Origin of the sequence: Pseudomonas saliphila (genome assembly GCF_008638345.1) — a bacterium.
Lineage (GTDB): Bacteria > Pseudomonadota > Gammaproteobacteria > Pseudomonadales > Pseudomonadaceae > Halopseudomonas > Halopseudomonas saliphila.
Window position 1 is genome coordinate 15,512 of sequence record NZ_VTVA01000021.1, and the last position, 16,862, is coordinate 32,373.

The window sequence follows — 16,862 nt, forward strand, 5'->3', positions numbered from 1 at the left end:
TCTCGGCGGCCGCCGTTGGGGCGCCGCCGATTGCTCGATTCAGCTCTAGGCTACCGGATCAGCTGTCGCGCTTCAGCAACGGACCGAGGAATTGCCCAGTGTGTGATTGCTTGGCTTCGGCGATCTGTTCCGGCGTACCCGTCGCAATGATCAGGCCGCCCTTGGAACCGCCTTCCGGCCCCAGGTCGACCACCCAGTCGGCGGTCTTGATTACGTCCAGATTGTGTTCGATCACCACAATGGTGTTGCCGTGATCGCGCAGCCGGTGCAGCACATCAAGCAGTTGCTGGATATCAGCAAAGTGCAGGCCGGTGGTCGGCTCATCGAGGATATACAGCGTCTTGCCAGTATCCCGTTTGGACAGTTCCCGAGCCAGCTTCACCCGTTGCGCTTCGCCACCAGACAGCGTCACCGCCGACTGGCCCAGGCGGATGTAAGACAAGCCGACTTCCATCAGCGTCTGCAGCTTACGTGCCAGCGACGGCACGGCATCGAAGAATTGCCGGGCCTCCTCGATGGTCATCTCCAACACCTCGTGGATGTTCTTGCCCTTGTACTTGATCTCCAGTGTCTCGCGGTTGTAACGCTTGCTTTTGCATACATCGCAGGGCACGTAAATATCCGGCAGAAAATGCATCTCCACCTTGATCAAACCATCGCCCTGGCAGGCTTCGCAGCGTCCGCCTTTGACGTTGAAGGAAAAACGTCCAGCCTTGTAGCCTCGAGATCGAGCTTCCTGAGTGCCGGCAAAAAGATCCCTTACAGGAGTGAAGAGCCCGGTATAGGTGGCGGGGTTGGAGCGCGGTGTGCGGCCGATTGGGCTCTGGTCAATGTCGACAACCTTGTCCAGGTGCTGCAGGCCATCGAGAGTTGTGTAGGGCGCGGCCTCCAGCGTCGTGGCTCCGTTCAGCGCAGTGGCGGTGATCGGATACAAGGTGTTGTTGATCAGGGTTGATTTACCTGAGCCGGAGACGCCTGTCACACAGGTCATAAGGCCGATCGGGATTTCCAGGTCGACTTTCTGCAAGTTATTGCCACAGGCGCCCTTGAGGCGCAGCCATTCATCCTTGCGCGGTGGATGTCGTTTGGCGGGCACCGGTATTTTCACGCGCCCCGACAGGTATTTGCCGGTCAGTGAATCGGGATGTGCCATCACCTCGGCAGGTGTGCCTTGGGCGACTATCTGCCCGCCGTGCACGCCAGCGCCCGGTCCTATATCCAGCACGTGGTCGGCAAGCCGAATAGCATCCTCGTCGTGCTCGACGACGATGACGGTGTTACCCAGGTCGCGAAGGTGGATCAGCGTTCCCAGCAAGCGCTCATTATCGCGCTGGTGCAGACCTATCGATGGCTCATCGAGAATATACATAACGCCCACCAGGCCGGCGCCGATCTGGCTGGCCAGACGAATACGCTGGGCTTCGCCGCCCGAGAGGGTATCGGCGCTCCGGTCGAGGCTAAGGTAATCCAGTCCTACATTGACCAGAAACATCAGTCGTGCACGGATTTCCTTCAGAATCTTCTCGGCAATCTCGCCGCGGTTGCCGGGCAAGTGAAGCTGCGCGAAATACTCCGCCGCAGCGCCAACTGGCATGGTGCTGATGCCGGGCAGATTGCGGTCGTCGATGAACACATGCCGCGCTTCGCGGCGCAGGCGCGTGCCGTGACAATCCTGACAAGGCTGGGTGCTGAGAAACTTGGCCAGATCCTCGCGCACTGTTTGCGATTCGGTTTCCCGATAACGGCGCTCCAGATTTGGCAGGATGCCCTCGAAGGGATGCTCACGCTTGACGATGTCGCCACGGTCATTGAGGTAGCGAAAGGGGACCTTTTCGCTGCCGGTGCCGCTGAGCACCAGCTTGCGGTGCGCATCGGACAGCTCGGCGAAGGGTGTTTCCAGGTCAATGCCATAATGCCCGGCCAGCGAGCTGAGCATCTGGAAATAGTAAACGTTGCGCCGGTCCCAGCCGCGAATCGCACCCTCGGCCAGTGTCAGTTCGCCGTTGACCAGCCGCCGCGCATCGAAGAATTGCTTTACGCCCAGTCCATCACAGGTGCTACAGGCGCCGGCTGGATTGTTGAACGAGAACAGCCGCGGTTCCAGCTCGCTGATCGAATGGCCGCAAATAGGGCAGGCGAAGCGGGCGCTGAAGGTTACTTCTTCACCGTCCTCGCCTTCCATGGGTGCGATGGTGGCGACACCGTCGGCCAGCTTGAGCGCAGTCTCGAAGGACTCGGCCAGGCGTAGCTGTAAGTCTTCGCGCACCTTGAAGCGATCCACGACCACCTCGATGGTGTGCTTGCGATTTTTCTCCAACGCTGGCGCTTCGTCCAGATCATGAATGCGGCCGTTGATACGTGCGCGCACGAAGCCCTGGGCTCGCAGCTCATCGATCAACGCGAGATGTTCACCCTTGCGGTCGCGCATGACCGGCGCGAGCAACATCAGCTTGCTGCCTTCCGGGTAGGCCAGTACCTGGTCAACCATCTGGCTGACGGTCTGCGCTGCGAGTGGTTCGCCATGGTCGGGGCACAGGGGAATACCTACCCGTGCAAACAGCAGACGCAGATAATCGTAGATCTCGGTAATGGTGCCGACAGTCGATCGCGGATTATGTGACGTCGATTTCTGTTCAATGGAAATCGCCGGGGATAAGCCTTCGATATGGTCGACGTCAGGCTTTTCCATGATCGACAGGAACTGCCGGGCATAGGCAGAGAGTGACTCAACGTAACGACGTTGGCCCTCGGCATAAAGCGTATCGAACGCCAGAGAAGATTTCCCGGAACCGGATAGACCGGTGATGACGATGAGCTTGTCACGGGGCAGGTCGAGGTCAATGTTCTTCAGGTTGTGGGTACGGGCCCCACGAATAACGATGGTATCCACTGCACATCCACCCAAGGCCAGCAAAGCTGACTAGTATACGTTGCTCGCGGCATGCGCGCCAAAAACCGAATGCACTGCGAACAATGAACAATCGCGCGCCAGGCCGTAAAACCGACTTCAAGAGCGTTCACTAAAGCCATCGGCAAGCATGCTAAAATGCGCCCCTTTTGTTCAGGCAGGAGTATCCATTGAATCAGTCCGATAGCATGATGCCCGCCGAGCGTCGCGCCGCCGCATCGCTGGCAGCGGTGTTTGCCTTCCGTATGCTCGGACTGTTTATGGTCCTGCCGGTTCTCGCTATCTACGGTCAGGCGCTCGATGGCGCGACGCCGCTGTTGATCGGGGTGGCGATTGGCGCCTACGGCATTACCCAGGCCTTTCTGCAAATTCCTTTCGGCATGTTGTCCGACCGTATCGGGCGCAAGCCGGTTATCGTGGGTGGCTTGGTATTGTTTGCCCTTGGCGGGCTGGTGGCCGGGCAGGCCGACAGTATTCAAGGCGTGATCGCCGGCCGCGTCCTGCAGGGCGCCGGCGCCATTGCCGCAGCAGTCATGGCTCTGGTGGCTGATCTGACCCGCGAGCAGCATCGTACCAAAGCCATGGCGATGATCGGCATGAGCATTGGCGTGTCCTTCGGCCTGGCAATGGTGGCCGGCCCGCTGATCGCAAGCATGGCAGGTTTGCAGGGAGTGTTCTATGTGACCACCCTGCTGGCGTTGGCGGGAATGGTATTGGTGCTGTGGGCGGTGCCGGCGCCGCCGGCTGACGTGGTGCAGCACCGCGACGCAGGCATTGCCCGTGCCGCCGTGCTGCCTGCATTGCGTAATATCGAGCTATGGCGGCTGAACTATGGCATCGCCGTACTGCATGCGATTCTGATGGCAAGCTTCGTCGCCATCCCGCTGGCGCTCAGCGAGCAAGCAGGCCTGCCCAGCGAACAGCACTGGTGGGTGTACCTTACTGCGCTGTTGGTCTCGTTCGCGGCCATGGTGCCATGCATCATCTATGCGGAACGCCAGCGACGCGTGAAGCAGGTGGTACTGGGGGCGATTCTGTTGCTGGTACTGGTGCAGCCGATGTTGTGGGCGAGCATGGCCTCGCTGGGCTGGCTGGTTGCGGCAATCGTGTTGTATTTCATCGGCTTCAATCTGCTCGAAGCCACCCTGCCGTCACTGCTCAGCAAGCTCGCCCCGGCGGGTGCGAAGGGCACGGCAATGGGTATTTACTCTACCAGTCAGTTCATTGGGGCCGCGCTGGGCGGGGTCCTGGGCGGCGCGGTATACGGGGCCTACGGCTTGGGCGGGGTATTCGTCTGCTGCGCCGTGCTTGCCCTTTCATGGCTGCTGATTGGTGTTAAGATGCGTCAACCAGCCTATGTAATCAGCTACCGTCTGCCGTTGCCCCTCGAGCTAGTCAAGGATGAGGATCTGCTCCGGCGAATACTTGCCGTACCGGGCGTGGCTGAGGCGGTTATTGTGGCGGAAGAAGCCGTTGCATACATCAAAGTAGACATTCAAGTGCTGAATCGTGAGCAGCTGGACCGCGTGTTGAGTCCGGCCTGAATCAGGCAGTACACAGGAGATTAATGAGATGGCCAGAGGCGTCAACAAGGTAATTCTAATTGGTAACGTAGGCGGCGATCCGGATGTGCGCTATCTACCCAACGGCAATGCGGTTGCCAACGTGACCCTTGCAACCAGTGACAGCTGGAAGGACAAGCAGACCGGGCAACAGCAGGAACGCACCGAATGGCACCGCGTGGTGTTCTTTGGCCGTCTGGCTGAAGTCGTTGGTGAATACGTGCGCAAGGGCTCGAAGATGTATATCGAAGGACGCCTGCAGACCCGCGAGTGGGAAAAGGACGGCGTCAAGCGTTACACCACCGAGATTGTTGTCGATATCGGTGGCCAGATGCAGTTGCTCGACGGGCGTCCGCAGGGCGGCGAACAGGGAGCGGCACCGCGTCAGCAGCCCCAGCGTCAAGCTCCCCAGCATTCGCAACAAGCTGCGCCCCAGCAGCAGTCGGCCCCGCAGCAGCAACGCCCTCAACAGGCACCGCAGCAGCCTGCGCCGGACTACGACAGTTTTGATGATGACATCCCGTTCTAGGAGTCACCTTAGTAGAACGTGTAAAATTTCTGCCGAAGAGCCCCGCCATTGCGGGGTTTCTTTTGCCTTTGATATAGAGCGGGACAGCTTCGTACACTGGCGCAGCCGCGCCGGAGTCTGGTTCGGTGCGAGGCAGACAATAGAGCTCTTTGGCTAATTTGGTCGAGGATTAACGCAGCAGTGCAGCTTGCGATGGAACAGGAACAGACCCCGATGTCCGAAGTGTATTTTGTACGCCATGGCCAGGCTTCGTTTGGCTCCGACAACTACGACAAGCTATCCGAGACAGGGCATGAACAGGCCCGACTGCTTGGCGAATATTTTCGCGAGCGCGATATGCACTTCGATCACATGCTCATTGGCAATATGGTGCGCCAACGTGAGACCGCCGAAGGGATATGCCAAGGGCTGGGGTTATCCGACCCGACCTTCGAAGTATTTGAAGAGTTGAACGAATTCGATTTCCATTCTATTCGGGCAGCCTATAGCGCGCAGTTTCCGGATGAAAAACTACCCGAAAAGCCGGCGATAGCGGACTTTTTCAAGCAGCTGCGCAAAGGAATTCTTCTCTGGTCGCGGGGCGAGCTGGAAGGCGAGTTGCCGGAGACCTGGGCTACCTTTGAAGACCGGATACAGCGCCTGCGTGAGGATCTGATGGCGCGGTGCGTTGGCAAGCGCGTGCTCGCAGTCAGCTCCGGCGGTGCGATCGCGATGGTGATGCGCCAGTTGTTGCAGGCACCCTGCGAAACCATGATCGAACTCAACCTGCAAACCCGTAACACTGCGTTGATACATTGCGTTTTCAACGCGCGCTCAATGCGTTTGTGCGGCTTCAACAGCGTTCCGCATCTTGATCGGCCCGACCGGCAATCATTGATCACCCACGCCTGAGCGTCACGTTCGTGCTCCGCCAGCTCCGGCGGGGTGACGGGAGCAGGCGAAACACTGCACAATGTGCGACTACGAGTAGAAACAAGGGCGAGTGGATGCGAATGCGGGTATTGCTGCTTGGAGGGGAGTCCCGATTGGGACAGGCCTTATTATCCCAGGCGGCGGCAGAGTCAATCAGGATCGATGCACCAGCACGTCCAAAGGATGGCTGGTTGGCAGGCACGATAGACGATTGCCTCGATATCTTTCAGCCAGACCTCGTCATCGATCTTGCCTACTACCACGAGCAATTTCAGCTGAGCCTGCACAATGAGCCGCAGCTGGCCAGCCAGCGGGCTTATGGTGAGCAATTGATCAGGGCATGCTCGTCGCGCGGTATCACCTCCTTTATGGTGTCGAGCACCAGAGTGTTTGATGGTTTGAAGAAAACCACCTATACCGAGCGGGACAAACCTGCACCAGGTGAATCGGTTGGCGAGTTGCAAGCGGCGTTAGAGAGCCTGATCCGCAGTGTCAGCGACAGACATCTGATTCTACGCTTCAGCTGGCTGCTTGATAGTTCGCCTGACGGGCAGCTCGGTCGACTGCTCAATCAATTGCAGCACCAGGATCCTGTGCAGCTCGCGGAAGAGTGGCGGGGCAATCCGACGCCCGTGGCGGATGCCGCGCGGGTCATGCTGGCAGTACTCAAGCAGCTGGACTGCGAGGCGCCGGTACACGGTGTGTACCATTACGGCAGTACTGAGCCCACCACCTGGATCAGCTTTGCCCAGAGCGTGACCCAGGAGCTGCTGGCCACCCACCGGCTGGACAAGGATCCGGTGATTCATCCCATGCCGTTCAATACCACACCGATGGCAGGGCTCGAACCGCAGAACGCCTCCCTGGTTAGCCGCAAGATCCTCATGACCTATGGCATCAAGCCGCGTTCATGGCGTAGCCAGCTGCCAGAGCTGCTCAAGAGCGTCGAATCTGCCTAACGACAAACGGCCGCATCAGCGGCCGTTTGGTTGTAGCAGGGTGAGACTACTTAGAACTTGTAGCCCAGACCGACCATGTAGACCCATGGATCGACGTCGACATCGACTTCAACGGGCAGACCGCTGAAGCTTGTTTTAGCGGTCGTGCTGATATCGATGTAACGGACCTGCGCGTTCAGCATGACGTTTTCTGTCAGCGTGAAGTCGGCGCCGACCTGGCCAGCCAAGCCCCATGAGTTTTCCAGCCTCAAACCATCATAACCTCTGTTTTCTGCGTCGCTACCGACGTCTTCATCAAAGAACCAGGTAAAGTTTACGCCTGCGCCGACGTAGGGCTGGAACGCCGAGTTGCTCTGCATTGGATACCAGATGGCGCTTAGGGTAGGCGGTAAATGTTTGATAGTGCCTAATTTCCCGTCAAACGGAGCTCCCAAACCCGCCACGCCAACGTCATGTTTAAACGGCGTCGCTGCCAGCAACTCAATCCCAACATTATCGGTCAGCATGTAGGCAAAGTTCAGGCCTAACTGAGTGTTGCTATCCAGCGTTGCCTTGCCGCCGAGAGACGTTCCGGCTGCTTCAATGGCTGAGCTATCTTCCCGTGGATCAACCGTAATTGCACCGGCGCGAACGATAACGTCACCGGCCTGGTGAGCCTGAGCGACCGCGGTAGCGAGTAATGCTGGAGCAATAAGAAGGCTGGCGACGAGTTTGGTAGCGAAGCGTGACATGTAGGTACTCCTGGGTAGGTATCGATGGACGGACTTTACGTGGTTCACAGCACCCAAATATTGATCTGGAGCAATTGACGCGCCCTCTGTCATGCGACGGTGCGCCACATGCGGTTGAAGTCTGTCGGCGCACAGATGATAATGAGTCTCTTTTGTGGTCGGACTCAATCGAGCCGGCGTCTCGGAGAGGTTTAATGAAGGTTGTCTGGTTATTGATCCTGGCTTGCATGCCAGGTGCGTTGCTGGCGCAGGATGCTGGCGATCAAGCGCTATCTGAAAGCGAAAGACTGATGGGCGAGGCCCGCGATTCCCAGCAACGCATCGATGCGCTGGACGACGCCACCCGGGACGCCTTGCAACGTTATCGCCAGGCCATACAGCAGCGTGAGCAGCTGGGGGATTACAACAAGCAGCTTGCCGAGATGGTGCAGACTCAGCGCGGTGAACTCGAGTCGCTGCAGACCCAGCTGGCGAGCATCGAGGAAACCCAGCGTGAAGTGCTGCCCATGCTGCAGCGCATGCTTTATTCGCTGGAAACATTCGTTTCGCTTGATGTGCCGTTTCAACTGGAAGAGCGCAACGAGCGCCTCGGGCAGCTGCGCGACCTGATGGCGCAACCCGATGTCAGCGTGGCGGAGAAATACCGCCGCGTGCTCGAGGCCTACCAGATCGAAAGTGACTACGGTCGCACGCTCGAAGCCTGGCGCGGTCCGCTGGAGGTGGATGGCAGTCAGCGCGTCGTCGACTTCCTGCGTTTGGGCCGGGTGATGCTGTTCTATCAGACGCTTGATGGTCGTCGTCAGGGGTATTGGGACGCCGCCGGAAGCGATTGGGCTGAGCTGTCGGACGATTATCACCGCACCCTTCAGCAGGGGCTGAATATCGCTCATCAGCAACAGACGCCGGTCATGCTGCGTTTGCCGTTGCCTCCAGTAGAGCCGCAGGGAGATGCCCCATGAAGCGTCTGGTCATCAGTTGTGTGCTCGCGGCGCTGGTGCCGTTGGCTCAGGCCCAACCTGTCAACCTGGACGAACTGCTGCGTGATATCCGCGAAGTGCGTAGCCAGGAACAGCAGGTGATGCAGGAACGTGAAGCGGCGTTTCTTGCCGAGCGGGACCAGCAACAAAGCCGGGTAGAAGCGGCTGAAAGTGAGCTTGCCGAAATACAAGCCGAGGCTGACCGGTTGAAAACAGCCTTCGACGAGCTGGAAACAGCCCTGGCTGAAGGTGAGGCAGAACTCGCGCAACGCAGTGGCAATCTTGGCGAACTCTTTGGCGTGGTGCGGCAGATTGCCGGCGATACCCAGAGCCAGTGGCAGGATTCGCTGTTGAATCTGCAGTTCCCTGAGCGCATGAACAGGCTTGATGCGCTATCGCAGAGCCGTGGTATCCCTACCATCGAATCGCTTGAACAGTTCTGGTTCATGCTTCAGCAGGACATGACCGCAAGCGGCAAGGTCAGCCGGTTCGAGGCGCCCGTGGTGGGTCTGGATGGCGAACAGCAGACCCTGCCGGTGGTCAGCGTCGGGCCCTTCACTGCGCTGCAGGATGACCATTATCTTATTTACCAGCCCGAAGCCGATCGCTTGCTGGTCGCGGCTCGGCAGCCGGGCGGGCGCGGACTGATCGACGATTTCGTGGCACCCCGCGACACGCTGGCTGACCTGCAGATCGACCCCACCCGCGGCAACGTGATCCAACAGATCCAACTGACCCCGTCGCTAATGGAACGAGCACGACAGGGCGGCGTGGTGGGTTACGTGATAATGGCACTGGGTGTGCTCGGTTTGCTACTGGCACTCGCGCGGCTGGTATGGCTGCAGCGCACCAGCGCGCGGGTCGACCGACAAATCGACAATCTGGATCGACTGAGCGACGACAATCCGCTGGGCCGTGTACTCGGTGTTATCGGCAACCAGCCGAAGCTCGAGGAGCTGGACACACTGGAGCTCAAGCTGGACGAAGCGATCCTCAAGGAAACGCCCAAACTCGATCGCTGGCAGGGGCTGATCAAGCTGCTGGCTGCCGTTGCGCCGCTGCTGGGTCTGCTGGGTACAGTCACCGGCATGATTGCCACCTTCCAGGCGATCACCCTGTATGGCACCGGTGATCCGAAGTTGATGGCCGGAGGGATCTCCCAGGCATTGGTCACCACCGTACTGGGGCTGGTGGTGGCGATTCCGTTGCTGTTCCTGCATGGCCTGGTCGCCGCGCGCAGCAAGGCGCTGATTCAGGTGCTGGAACAGCAAAGTGCCGGTCTGATCGCGCTGCATCTGGGTGGCGAGGAGCGCAAGGGTGAGTGAAGGCCTGCTGCATCTGCAGGACTTTTTTGACAGCGGCGGTTGGGTGCTGTGGGCCATTCTGTGCGCCACTGTGCTGCTCTGGACGCTGATGCTTGAGCGCTTGTGGTTTCTCGCCCGGGTGTTTCCCAATGAGGCCCGCGACCTGCGCAGTAACTGGCTGGCGCGGACCGAACGCGGCAGCCTGGCAGCGCGGCATATTCGCACTGCCTGGCTGTCGCAGGCGCAATTGCGGCTCAACCGCAGCGTGCCGATGGTGCGGGTGCTGATCGCCCTGTGCCCGCTGCTCGGGCTGCTCGGCACGGTCACCGGCATGATTCAGGTGTTCGACGTCATGAGCCTGAGTGGTAATGGCAATCCGCGCGCCATGGCTTCGGGGGTATCCCGCGCGACCGTACCGACCATGGCCGGCATGGTCATCGCCATCAGCGGGCTGTTCTGTCTGGCACGGCTGGATCAACAGTCACGTCGCGCCTTCCAGCGCCTGACTGACAAACTGCGTCACGACTAGGATTTATTTATGCGCATGCGCAGACATACCGCCACCAACGATGAAGAAGCCGGGATCGATCTGACCCCGATGCTCGATATCGTGTTCATCATGCTGATCTTTTTCATCGTGACCAGCTCCTTTATCAAGGAAGCCGGTATCACCGTGCAGACGCCCTCGGCCGCCAGCGCCACGGAACAGCCCAAGGGCAACATCCTGATTGCGGTGAGTCCGAACGGTGAAATCTGGATGGACGGCCAGCAAGTGGATATCCGTGCCGTGCGTGCGGCCGTAGAGCGCATGCGGGTGGATCAGCCCGATAGCAGCGTGGTGGTTCAGGCCGACCAGGATTCCCGTAGCGGTCTGGTCATCCAGGTGATGGATCAGGTGCGCCTGGCTGGCGTGCAGGATGTCGCGCTGGCTGCCACCGCCGGCAACGGCAACCGCTGATGCGATTGCTGTTGAGTTTTCTCGGTGCAGTGCTGATTGCCCTGGCGCTGTTCGCACTGATGGTGGTGCTGGTGATGCCGCCGCGTGACGACAGCGCGCCGGATCAGGAGCTGGCGCGGGTGAGCTTTGTTCGCAGTGTTAGCGACACGACCAGCGAAAGCCGGGAGCGCCAGCCGCGTGAAGCGCCGGAACGCCCGCAGCCACCCGAGCCAACCCCGCAGCCAACGCCGCCACAACAGCAACCGCAGGTCACTGCTGAACTGGACCTGAATATCGAGGTGCCGAGCATCGATGCGCAGATCAGCCTGAGCACTGCGCCCCGGCTTGAGGGACTTACCGCCGCGGAGGTCGAAAGCACCCCACCGGCTCCGGTCTCCGCGCCAGCGATGGACGCCGAACCGTCGTTGTCGGAGGAAGTCACGCCCATCAATGACGTTCCGCCTAATTACCCGCAGCGGGCGCTGGCGGCCGGTATTGAGGGCGAAGTCACGCTGGCCTTTACCATTACTGCCGAGGGCAGGGTGGATAACCTGCGGGTGACGCACGCCGAGCCCAAGGGTGTGTTCGATCGCGAAGCGCGTCGGGCGGCGAGCCGTTGGCGGTTTGCGCCCCGGCGAGAAAATGGCCAGCCGGTGGCCAGGGAAGCCACCAAGACGCTGTACTTCAAACTCGATGGAGGACGTCGATGAATCGCTCGCGTCATTCTCTGAAAGCTGTGGTTTTGTGCGTGCTGCTTGGGAGTGGCGCGGCGCAAGCTCAGCAGGCCATCAACCCTGGCGTGTTCAGCGCACTGAATTCGGCGCAACAGGCTCAGCAAGCCGGCGACTATGCCCGTGCGCTTTCGCGGCTGGAAACTGCTTTGGAGCAATCGCGGGACGGTAGTCTGGAGCGCGCGTTGATTGAGCAGCGTTTCGGTTATCTGGCCATCGCCCGCGAGCGCAACGCCGAAGCGATTGATTGGCTGCGCAAGGCGCTGGCACATGATCAGCTGTCTGCTGACGCAGCGCGACAAGACCGGATCAACCTGGCGCAGCTGCTGATCATGCAGGAGCGCTACCGTGAAGCCGTTACCTTGCTGGAGCGCGAACATGCACAGCAGCCCCTGGGTAACCAGCCAAAGCGACTACTGGTTCAGGCCTACAGTCGGTTACAGCAGTACAGTAAGGCCATACCCATCGCCGAGCAGGTGGTAACGGCGGAGCCGGGGGTGGAAGCAACCTGGTATCAGTTGCTCGCCGGGATGAACCAGCGCCTGGAACGCTACCGCGAAGCGGAGCGCTGGCTCAAGGTGTTGCTCAAGCGCGAGCCGGGCAACATGCAGTACTGGCGGCAACTGGCCGGCGTTCAGAGTCAGGGCGGCCGGCAGGTGGCTGCCGCTGCAACACTGCGCTTGGCCTACGAGTCGGGTATCCGCTTTAGTCAGTCCGATCTGGATAACCTGGTGGCGCTGCAGGTGCGCGCCGGAGCGCCCTGGCAAGCCGCACGTCTGCTGCAAGCCCTGCTCGATGAACGGCTGCTGGCGGGTGATGCGGCGCGCAGTGAACGGCTGGCGCAACTATGGCATCAGGCGCGGGATCGCGAGCGGGCCAGGGCCGCCTGGGCGAACCTGGCGACAGCAAGCGGGCGAGCCGATCACTGGTTGCGGCTGGCGAGCATACAGTTGGAGGCGGGGGAGTGGAGCGCCCTGCTTGCCAGCCTGGAACGGGCCCAAGCTGGCGCTAACGCCGAGCAGCAGCGCCAGATTCGCCAGTGGAGCGACTATGCCCGTAGTGCCCAGGACGAGAACAACAGCTGATCAGCGGCTGGCTCAATATACGTAGGGCTCGATAACGGAGGCGACAATCTTGTACCCGGCGTTGGCCAGCTCGCTCTCTACATGTTCCACCTGCATGGCACCGGTCACCCAGAACGGCTCATACAGCTCTTCGAGCTTGATACTCTTTTTACTCTTCACGTACACAGTCTGGTTGGACGGCGGTGGCGGCACGTGAATACAGGCACCAAAGTAAGGGACCAGCAGAAACTCATTCACCTCACCCTCCGCGGTAAAGCCCAGCGGCACGATGTAACCAGGCAACTTGACCTCACGACCGTTCAACTCCGCCACGACTGGCGCTGAACGCTCTATCTGCACCAGCGGACCGTCAAAGTCTTCGTCCGACAGACCATCAGCCATATCGGCCAGATCGTATACGGGCGGCGCCATTTCCATTATCTCGCGGACTTCGGGCGGTATCAGGTCGTCCCAGCTCAGTTCTTCAGCTGCCTGAGCTGTCAGGGCGAAAAGGGTTAAAAAAACGCTCAGTGCCAGGGTGCCAGGATGCATGCTGTTCCTCTCAAGTGCGGATAGACAGGCCATCGGCCAGCGATTGCCGATAGGCCCGCCAGGCCGGTACGCTGCCCATAAGAACGCTGGCCGCCAGAATAGCGGCAAGCAGGCCCCATTCATACATACCCGGCGGCGTGATGGGGACGTAGAGCCCGTACTGGGTCAGGATAAAGGGCTGACTTACCCACAACCCCAGATACATTAGCCCCAGGCCCAGAAGAATGCCTGCCAGAGCCAGGCTGGCGGCCTCCAGCAGTAGCAGACCGAAGATATGCCGGGGCTTGGCGCCAACCGAGCGCAGAATGGCCATCTCCCGGCGGCGTTCGTTCAGGCTGCTGAGAATCGCGGTCAGCATCCCCACTAGACCAGTGAGCACGACAAACCCCGACACAACCAGCAGCGCCTTTTCCGCCACCCCCAGCAGACTCCACAACTCTTGTAGAGCGACACCCGGCAGGATCGCGAGCAACGGTTCGCCGTTGTACTGATTGATATCGCGCTGTACCGCGAAGGTGCTGATGCGGCTTTTGAGGCCCACCAGCATCGCGGTGATGGCCTTGGGTGTCAGGTCCAGCTCACGTGCAGCCTCAGCGCTGACGTTGGCGGCGCCGCGAGCGGGCATGCCTTGTTGCCAGTCAACGTGCAACGCCTGCATGCCCTGCAGGCTGATATGCACGGTGCGGTCTACCGGGGTGCCGGTTTTTTCCAGAATGCCGGTTACGCGAAACGGCTTGTCAGCATGATCGACAAAACTCACTGCGCCCGTGCCATGGGCGAGCACCACTTCAGTGTCCAGATCGTAGCCCAGTTCTCGCGCCACATCGGCGCCAAGCACCGCATCATAGAGATCATCAAATGGGGCGCCAGCCTTAAAAGCCAGCGGTTGGCGACGGCCATAACGGAAATGCTCGAAGTAGTCGCCATTGGTGCCCATGACCATAAAGCCGCGGTGGGAGTCACCCAGTGAGATAGGCACGGCCCAGTCGACCCGGCGATCCTCGGAAAAATGCTCGAAACTCTCCCAGCGGATGTTATTGGTGGCGTTGCCGATCCGGAATACTGAATAGAGGAGTAACTGCACTGAGCCGGAGCGTGCGCCAACGATGAGGTCGGTGCCGGAAATGGTGCTGGCGAAGCTGGCACGGGCTTCCGTGCGAACCTTCTCCACCGCCAGGAGCAGCGTCACGCTCAGTCCGATTGCGAGAACGGTCAGAATGGCGGAGAAGCGCCGATTGCCGAGGCTTTTGAACGCCAGTTGCAGCAGATACATCAGGTCAGCTCCGGAGCAGTTGCAGCGCGGTTGATGTCGCGCAATGACAGCGCCCGATCAAACAGCGCTTCCAGTGATGAGTCGTGACTGACAAATAACAAGCTGCTGCCCGCGGCATCGCACTCGGCAAACAGCAGGCGTAAAAAGGCCTCGCGACTGTCCGCGTCCAGTGCCGAAGTCGGCTCGTCCGCGATCACCAGTTCCGGACTGCCGATAAGTGCTCGGGCAGCCGCCACGCGCTGCTGTTGCCCGATAGACAGCTCGGTGACCCGGCGTGCAAGCAATGCCGGATCAGCCAGGCCAAGACCGTTGAGCAGGTCGAGCGCTGCGACTGTCAGATCGCTGTGACGCTCAAGTGCCCGCTGACGACGCAGGGTGGAGAAACGGCAGGGCAGCGTGACGTTTTCGACGACGGAGAGATAAGGCAGCAGGTTGAACATCTGGAAGATGTAACCGGTGTGATCGGCACGGAATCGATCGCGCTGGACTGCTGACAGGCTTGCCAGATTCTGTCCCAACAGCTCGATGGTCCCGGATTGCGGCACATACACACCACCCAAGAGCCCAAGCAGTGTCGTCTTGCCGCTGCCCGATGGCCCCTTGAGGAAGACTTTCTCACCTGCGAGCAGTGAAAACGACTCGATATCCAGCAACGTCGGTTGCCCCGGCCAGGCATAGGTCGTGGCGTTCAGGTCGATCAGCGCGTTTAGCATGGAGTACTCAAGGTCAGGCGAATCCGGGGCAACGAAACTATCAATCAGAAACGGATGAGATTGCTGGCCGGCGTCAGCTCGCCACCCTGCTGCCCGCGCGCGCCAACGGCCTGTAGGATCAGTTTTTCGGTATTCTGAAAGGCTTCGAACAGCTTCACCTCGACCCGATCCAGGGCAGCGGTATTTTCGCAGGCGAAGCGGTAATGCGCTTCGATATCGTTATGTGTTTTGCTGTCGTCATGATCCGCGGGGTGTTCGCTGTGATCGTGATCGTGATCGTCAGCCTTCTGGCCATGGCCAGGGTCTGATGCTGTGACTGCTTCAAAAATTGGGCTTTTCAGTTCGACCTCAGTGGACGTGCAGCCTGCAGCGGCGGGAAATGCGAAAAGGCGCTGGGGCTCGCCCAGAAAAGCCATGGTGTCCTTCACTGTTTTGATGTCCGCCGCAGTGGAGGGCAGGTATTCAAAACCGATCAGGTTATCCGCCGGGCTAGCCAGCTCGATCTCAACCACATCCCCGTCAACAATCAGATTGAGCGCCGCGACACCATGCTGATGCGCGGACAGGCTGTCACCTTGGTTGTCCTCTGCATGCCCGTGCGAATGGGCGTGCTCGCCGTGATCGTGGGCATACGTCGCGGCGACGAAGCTGCTGAGCAATGTGACGAACAAGAACGGTGCAGTGCGCATGACGGAGAACCTCGGGAAACGAAACCAGGATGTTATCTTATAACTTATCGTTCACCAAGGGTCCACTCAGCTGGTTTGATATAGAAACATCCGGCTCAATAAAGAGCCTGATACATCCTGCGCCGATACTGGATTGTCAGTGGGTCGGCGTTTCCGAGCAGATCGAATACCTGCAGCATGCTCCGCTGCGGGCTGTTATCGGCATAACCGCGATCTGTCTGGAACAGACCCAGTAACGCAGCGAGCGCGGATTCGTACTCGCCGTTGGCCAGATCGAGTATGGCCAGCTGATAGGTCGCTTCGCTGTCCCTGGCGTCCGCAGCGAGGCGTGCCTCCAGCGAGGCGCGATCCGGGAAGCCGGCGGCCTCGCGCAAAAAAGTGATCTGCGCCTGCAATCCCTTGATGGCCTGTTTATGGGCATCCTGATCCTTCACCGAGCCAATGACCTGCTCAGCGTCGTCGAGTTGGCCATCCCCTGCCAGCGCTTCGGCCAACAGTACCAGTAGCTCATCATCCGGTTGCTCGGCAATGGCCTGCTGCAACAGCGACTGTGCCTGTTGATAGGCGCCGGCTGTGATCAGCTCGCGCGCCTGGCCAGCAGTATCCAGTTGGTCGTTCTGTGGCGCTTCGGTGGGCGCAGCAAGATGCGGTTCGAGCATCGTGCGAATAGCACTTTCAGGCTCTACACCCGCGAAGCCATCGACCGGTTGACCGTCCTTGAATAGCACAACGGTCGGCAGGCTGCGGATGCCGAAACGCTCCGAAAGTACCGCCTGGGCGTCACAGTCCACCTTGGCCAGCAGAAGTTCGCCGGCGAGGCTCTCGGTGATGGATGCCAGTACGGGCATCAATGCCTTGCAGGGCGCGCACCAGTCGGCCCAGAAGTCGACCAGCACCGGTTTATGGAAGGAGTTTTCCAGAACGAAGCGGTCGAAATCCTCGGCGGTAACATCAAAAATGTAGGGCGATTGGCTCATGGGGTTTCCGGATGACTGTTGGCTATCGGTTTAATATGGTGGCA

At 59.8% G+C, this 16,862-nt stretch carries 17 protein-coding genes; 10 read left to right on the top strand and 7 right to left on the bottom strand.

All coding sequences use genetic code 11. The annotated features are described in order from the left end of the window. Positions 1-58: 58 nt before the first annotated feature. Positions 59-2,890: an excinuclease ABC subunit UvrA gene (gene uvrA / locus FHK95_RS17745; protein ID WP_150305980.1), complete on the bottom strand. Its 2,832-nt coding sequence runs from the start codon at positions 2,888-2,890 to the stop codon at positions 59-61. Between the two features lie 206 nt (positions 2,891-3,096). Between uvrA and FHK95_RS17750 the strand changes: the two genes are divergently transcribed. The 4 genes from FHK95_RS17750 to FHK95_RS17765 all read left to right on the top strand — a co-directional run bounded on the left by FHK95_RS17750 (position 3,097) and on the right by FHK95_RS17765 (position 6,870). Continuing rightward, a complete protein-coding gene (locus FHK95_RS17750) occupies positions 3,097-4,452 on the top strand; it encodes an MFS transporter (protein WP_150306029.1) in 1,356 nt (451 codons plus the stop codon). Positions 4,453-4,480: 28 nt separating this feature from the next. Next, positions 4,481-4,999: a single-stranded DNA-binding protein gene (ssb, locus tag FHK95_RS17755; RefSeq protein ID WP_150305981.1), complete on the top strand. Its 519-nt coding sequence runs from the start codon at positions 4,481-4,483 to the stop codon at positions 4,997-4,999. Positions 5,000-5,212: 213 nt separating this feature from the next. Continuing rightward, positions 5,213-5,890, top strand: coding sequence for a histidine phosphatase family protein (locus FHK95_RS17760; RefSeq protein WP_150305982.1), 678 nt, complete (start codon positions 5,213-5,215; stop codon positions 5,888-5,890). A 101-nt stretch (positions 5,891-5,991) separates the two neighbouring features. Continuing rightward, a complete protein-coding gene (locus FHK95_RS17765; RefSeq protein WP_235906828.1) occupies positions 5,992-6,870 on the top strand; it encodes a sugar nucleotide-binding protein in 879 nt (292 codons plus the stop codon). Positions 6,871-6,920: 50 nt separating this feature from the next. On the opposite strand, the gene FHK95_RS17770 is transcribed toward FHK95_RS17765, so the two are convergent. Next, positions 6,921-7,601 carry an OmpW/AlkL family protein gene (locus FHK95_RS17770; protein WP_150305984.1) on the bottom strand — a complete coding sequence of 227 codons (681 nt, stop codon included), beginning with the start codon at positions 7,599-7,601 and terminating at the stop codon, positions 6,921-6,923. 194 nt (positions 7,602-7,795) lie between these two features. On the opposite strand from FHK95_RS17770, the gene FHK95_RS17775 reads away from it, so the two are divergent. Genes FHK95_RS17775 through FHK95_RS17800 form a run of 6 tightly spaced genes read left to right on the top strand, consistent with a single transcriptional unit; the run spans position 7,796 to position 12,635 of the window. Then, a complete protein-coding gene (locus FHK95_RS17775) occupies positions 7,796-8,560 on the top strand; it encodes a DUF3450 domain-containing protein (RefSeq protein WP_150305985.1) in 765 nt (254 codons plus the stop codon). Continuing rightward, entirely contained in the window at positions 8,557-9,903 is a 1,347-nt protein-coding gene (locus FHK95_RS17780; RefSeq protein WP_150305986.1) for a MotA/TolQ/ExbB proton channel family protein, read from the top strand. The genes FHK95_RS17775 and FHK95_RS17780 overlap by 4 nt, the downstream gene beginning before the upstream one ends. After that, positions 9,896-10,411: a MotA/TolQ/ExbB proton channel family protein gene (locus FHK95_RS17785; RefSeq protein ID WP_235906825.1), complete on the top strand. Its 516-nt coding sequence runs from the start codon at positions 9,896-9,898 to the stop codon at positions 10,409-10,411. The genes FHK95_RS17780 and FHK95_RS17785 overlap by 8 nt, the downstream gene beginning before the upstream one ends. Positions 10,412-10,420: 9 nt before the next feature. Continuing rightward, positions 10,421-10,840: an ExbD/TolR family protein gene (locus FHK95_RS17790; RefSeq protein ID WP_150305987.1), complete on the top strand. Its 420-nt coding sequence runs from the start codon at positions 10,421-10,423 to the stop codon at positions 10,838-10,840. Next, on the top strand, positions 10,840-11,529 hold the full coding sequence (locus FHK95_RS17795) for an energy transducer TonB (protein WP_150305988.1): 690 nt from the start codon (positions 10,840-10,842) through the stop codon (positions 11,527-11,529). The genes FHK95_RS17790 and FHK95_RS17795 overlap by 1 nt, the downstream gene beginning before the upstream one ends. Continuing rightward, complete coding sequence (locus FHK95_RS17800; protein WP_150305989.1) at positions 11,526-12,635, top strand: tetratricopeptide repeat protein; 1,110 nt, start codon at positions 11,526-11,528, stop codon at positions 12,633-12,635. The genes FHK95_RS17795 and FHK95_RS17800 overlap by 4 nt, the downstream gene beginning before the upstream one ends. 12 nt (positions 12,636-12,647) lie before the next feature. On the opposite strand, the gene FHK95_RS17805 is transcribed toward FHK95_RS17800, so the two are convergent. From FHK95_RS17805 to trxA, 5 genes are all read right to left on the bottom strand, one after another. After that, entirely contained in the window at positions 12,648-13,166 is a 519-nt protein-coding gene (locus FHK95_RS17805) for a DUF3299 domain-containing protein (RefSeq protein WP_178114840.1), read from the bottom strand. A gap of 10 nt (positions 13,167-13,176) precedes the next feature. Further along, complete coding sequence (locus FHK95_RS17810; protein ID WP_150305991.1) at positions 13,177-14,439, bottom strand: ABC transporter permease; 1,263 nt, start codon at positions 14,437-14,439, stop codon at positions 13,177-13,179. Next, positions 14,439-15,152: an ABC transporter ATP-binding protein gene (locus FHK95_RS17815; protein WP_150305992.1), complete on the bottom strand. Its 714-nt coding sequence runs from the start codon at positions 15,150-15,152 to the stop codon at positions 14,439-14,441. Before FHK95_RS17815 ends, FHK95_RS17810 begins: the two co-directional genes overlap by 1 nt. Positions 15,153-15,196: 44 nt before the next feature. After that, a complete protein-coding gene (locus tag FHK95_RS17820; RefSeq protein WP_150305993.1) occupies positions 15,197-15,841 on the bottom strand; it encodes a DUF2796 domain-containing protein in 645 nt (214 codons plus the stop codon). A 95-nt stretch (positions 15,842-15,936) separates the two neighbouring features. Continuing rightward, entirely contained in the window at positions 15,937-16,818 is an 882-nt protein-coding gene (trxA, locus tag FHK95_RS17825) for a thioredoxin (protein WP_150305994.1), read from the bottom strand. Between the last annotated feature and the right edge of the window lie 44 nt (positions 16,819-16,862).

Bases quoted from the DNA above. Each gene is read 5' to 3' on its own strand.
- FHK95_RS17815 (WP_150305992.1), bottom strand. From the start codon at position 15,152: ATGCTAAACGCGCTGATCGACCTGAACGCCACGACCTATGCCTGGCCG.
- trxA (WP_150305994.1), bottom strand. From the start codon at position 16,818: ATGAGCCAATCGCCCTACATTTTTGATGTTACCGCCGAGGATTTCGAC.
- FHK95_RS17770 (WP_150305984.1), bottom strand. From the start codon at position 7,601: ATGTCACGCTTCGCTACCAAACTCGTCGCCAGCCTTCTTATTGCTCCA.
- FHK95_RS17800 (WP_150305989.1), top strand. From the start codon at position 11,526: ATGAATCGCTCGCGTCATTCTCTGAAAGCTGTGGTTTTGTGCGTGCTG.
- FHK95_RS17805 (WP_178114840.1), bottom strand. From the start codon at position 13,166: ATGCATCCTGGCACCCTGGCACTGAGCGTTTTTTTAACCCTTTTCGCC.
- FHK95_RS17775 (WP_150305985.1), top strand. From the start codon at position 7,796: ATGAAGGTTGTCTGGTTATTGATCCTGGCTTGCATGCCAGGTGCGTTG.
- FHK95_RS17760 (WP_150305982.1), top strand. From the start codon at position 5,213: ATGTCCGAAGTGTATTTTGTACGCCATGGCCAGGCTTCGTTTGGCTCC.
- FHK95_RS17820 (WP_150305993.1), bottom strand. From the start codon at position 15,841: ATGCGCACTGCACCGTTCTTGTTCGTCACATTGCTCAGCAGCTTCGTC.
- FHK95_RS17780 (WP_150305986.1), top strand. From the start codon at position 8,557: ATGAAGCGTCTGGTCATCAGTTGTGTGCTCGCGGCGCTGGTGCCGTTG.
- FHK95_RS17765 (WP_235906828.1), top strand. From the start codon at position 5,992: ATGCGGGTATTGCTGCTTGGAGGGGAGTCCCGATTGGGACAGGCCTTA.
- FHK95_RS17750 (WP_150306029.1), top strand. From the start codon at position 3,097: ATGATGCCCGCCGAGCGTCGCGCCGCCGCATCGCTGGCAGCGGTGTTT.
- FHK95_RS17795 (WP_150305988.1), top strand. From the start codon at position 10,840: ATGCGATTGCTGTTGAGTTTTCTCGGTGCAGTGCTGATTGCCCTGGCG.
- ssb (WP_150305981.1), top strand. From the start codon at position 4,481: ATGGCCAGAGGCGTCAACAAGGTAATTCTAATTGGTAACGTAGGCGGC.
- FHK95_RS17810 (WP_150305991.1), bottom strand. From the start codon at position 14,439: ATGTATCTGCTGCAACTGGCGTTCAAAAGCCTCGGCAATCGGCGCTTC.
- FHK95_RS17790 (WP_150305987.1), top strand. From the start codon at position 10,421: ATGCGCATGCGCAGACATACCGCCACCAACGATGAAGAAGCCGGGATC.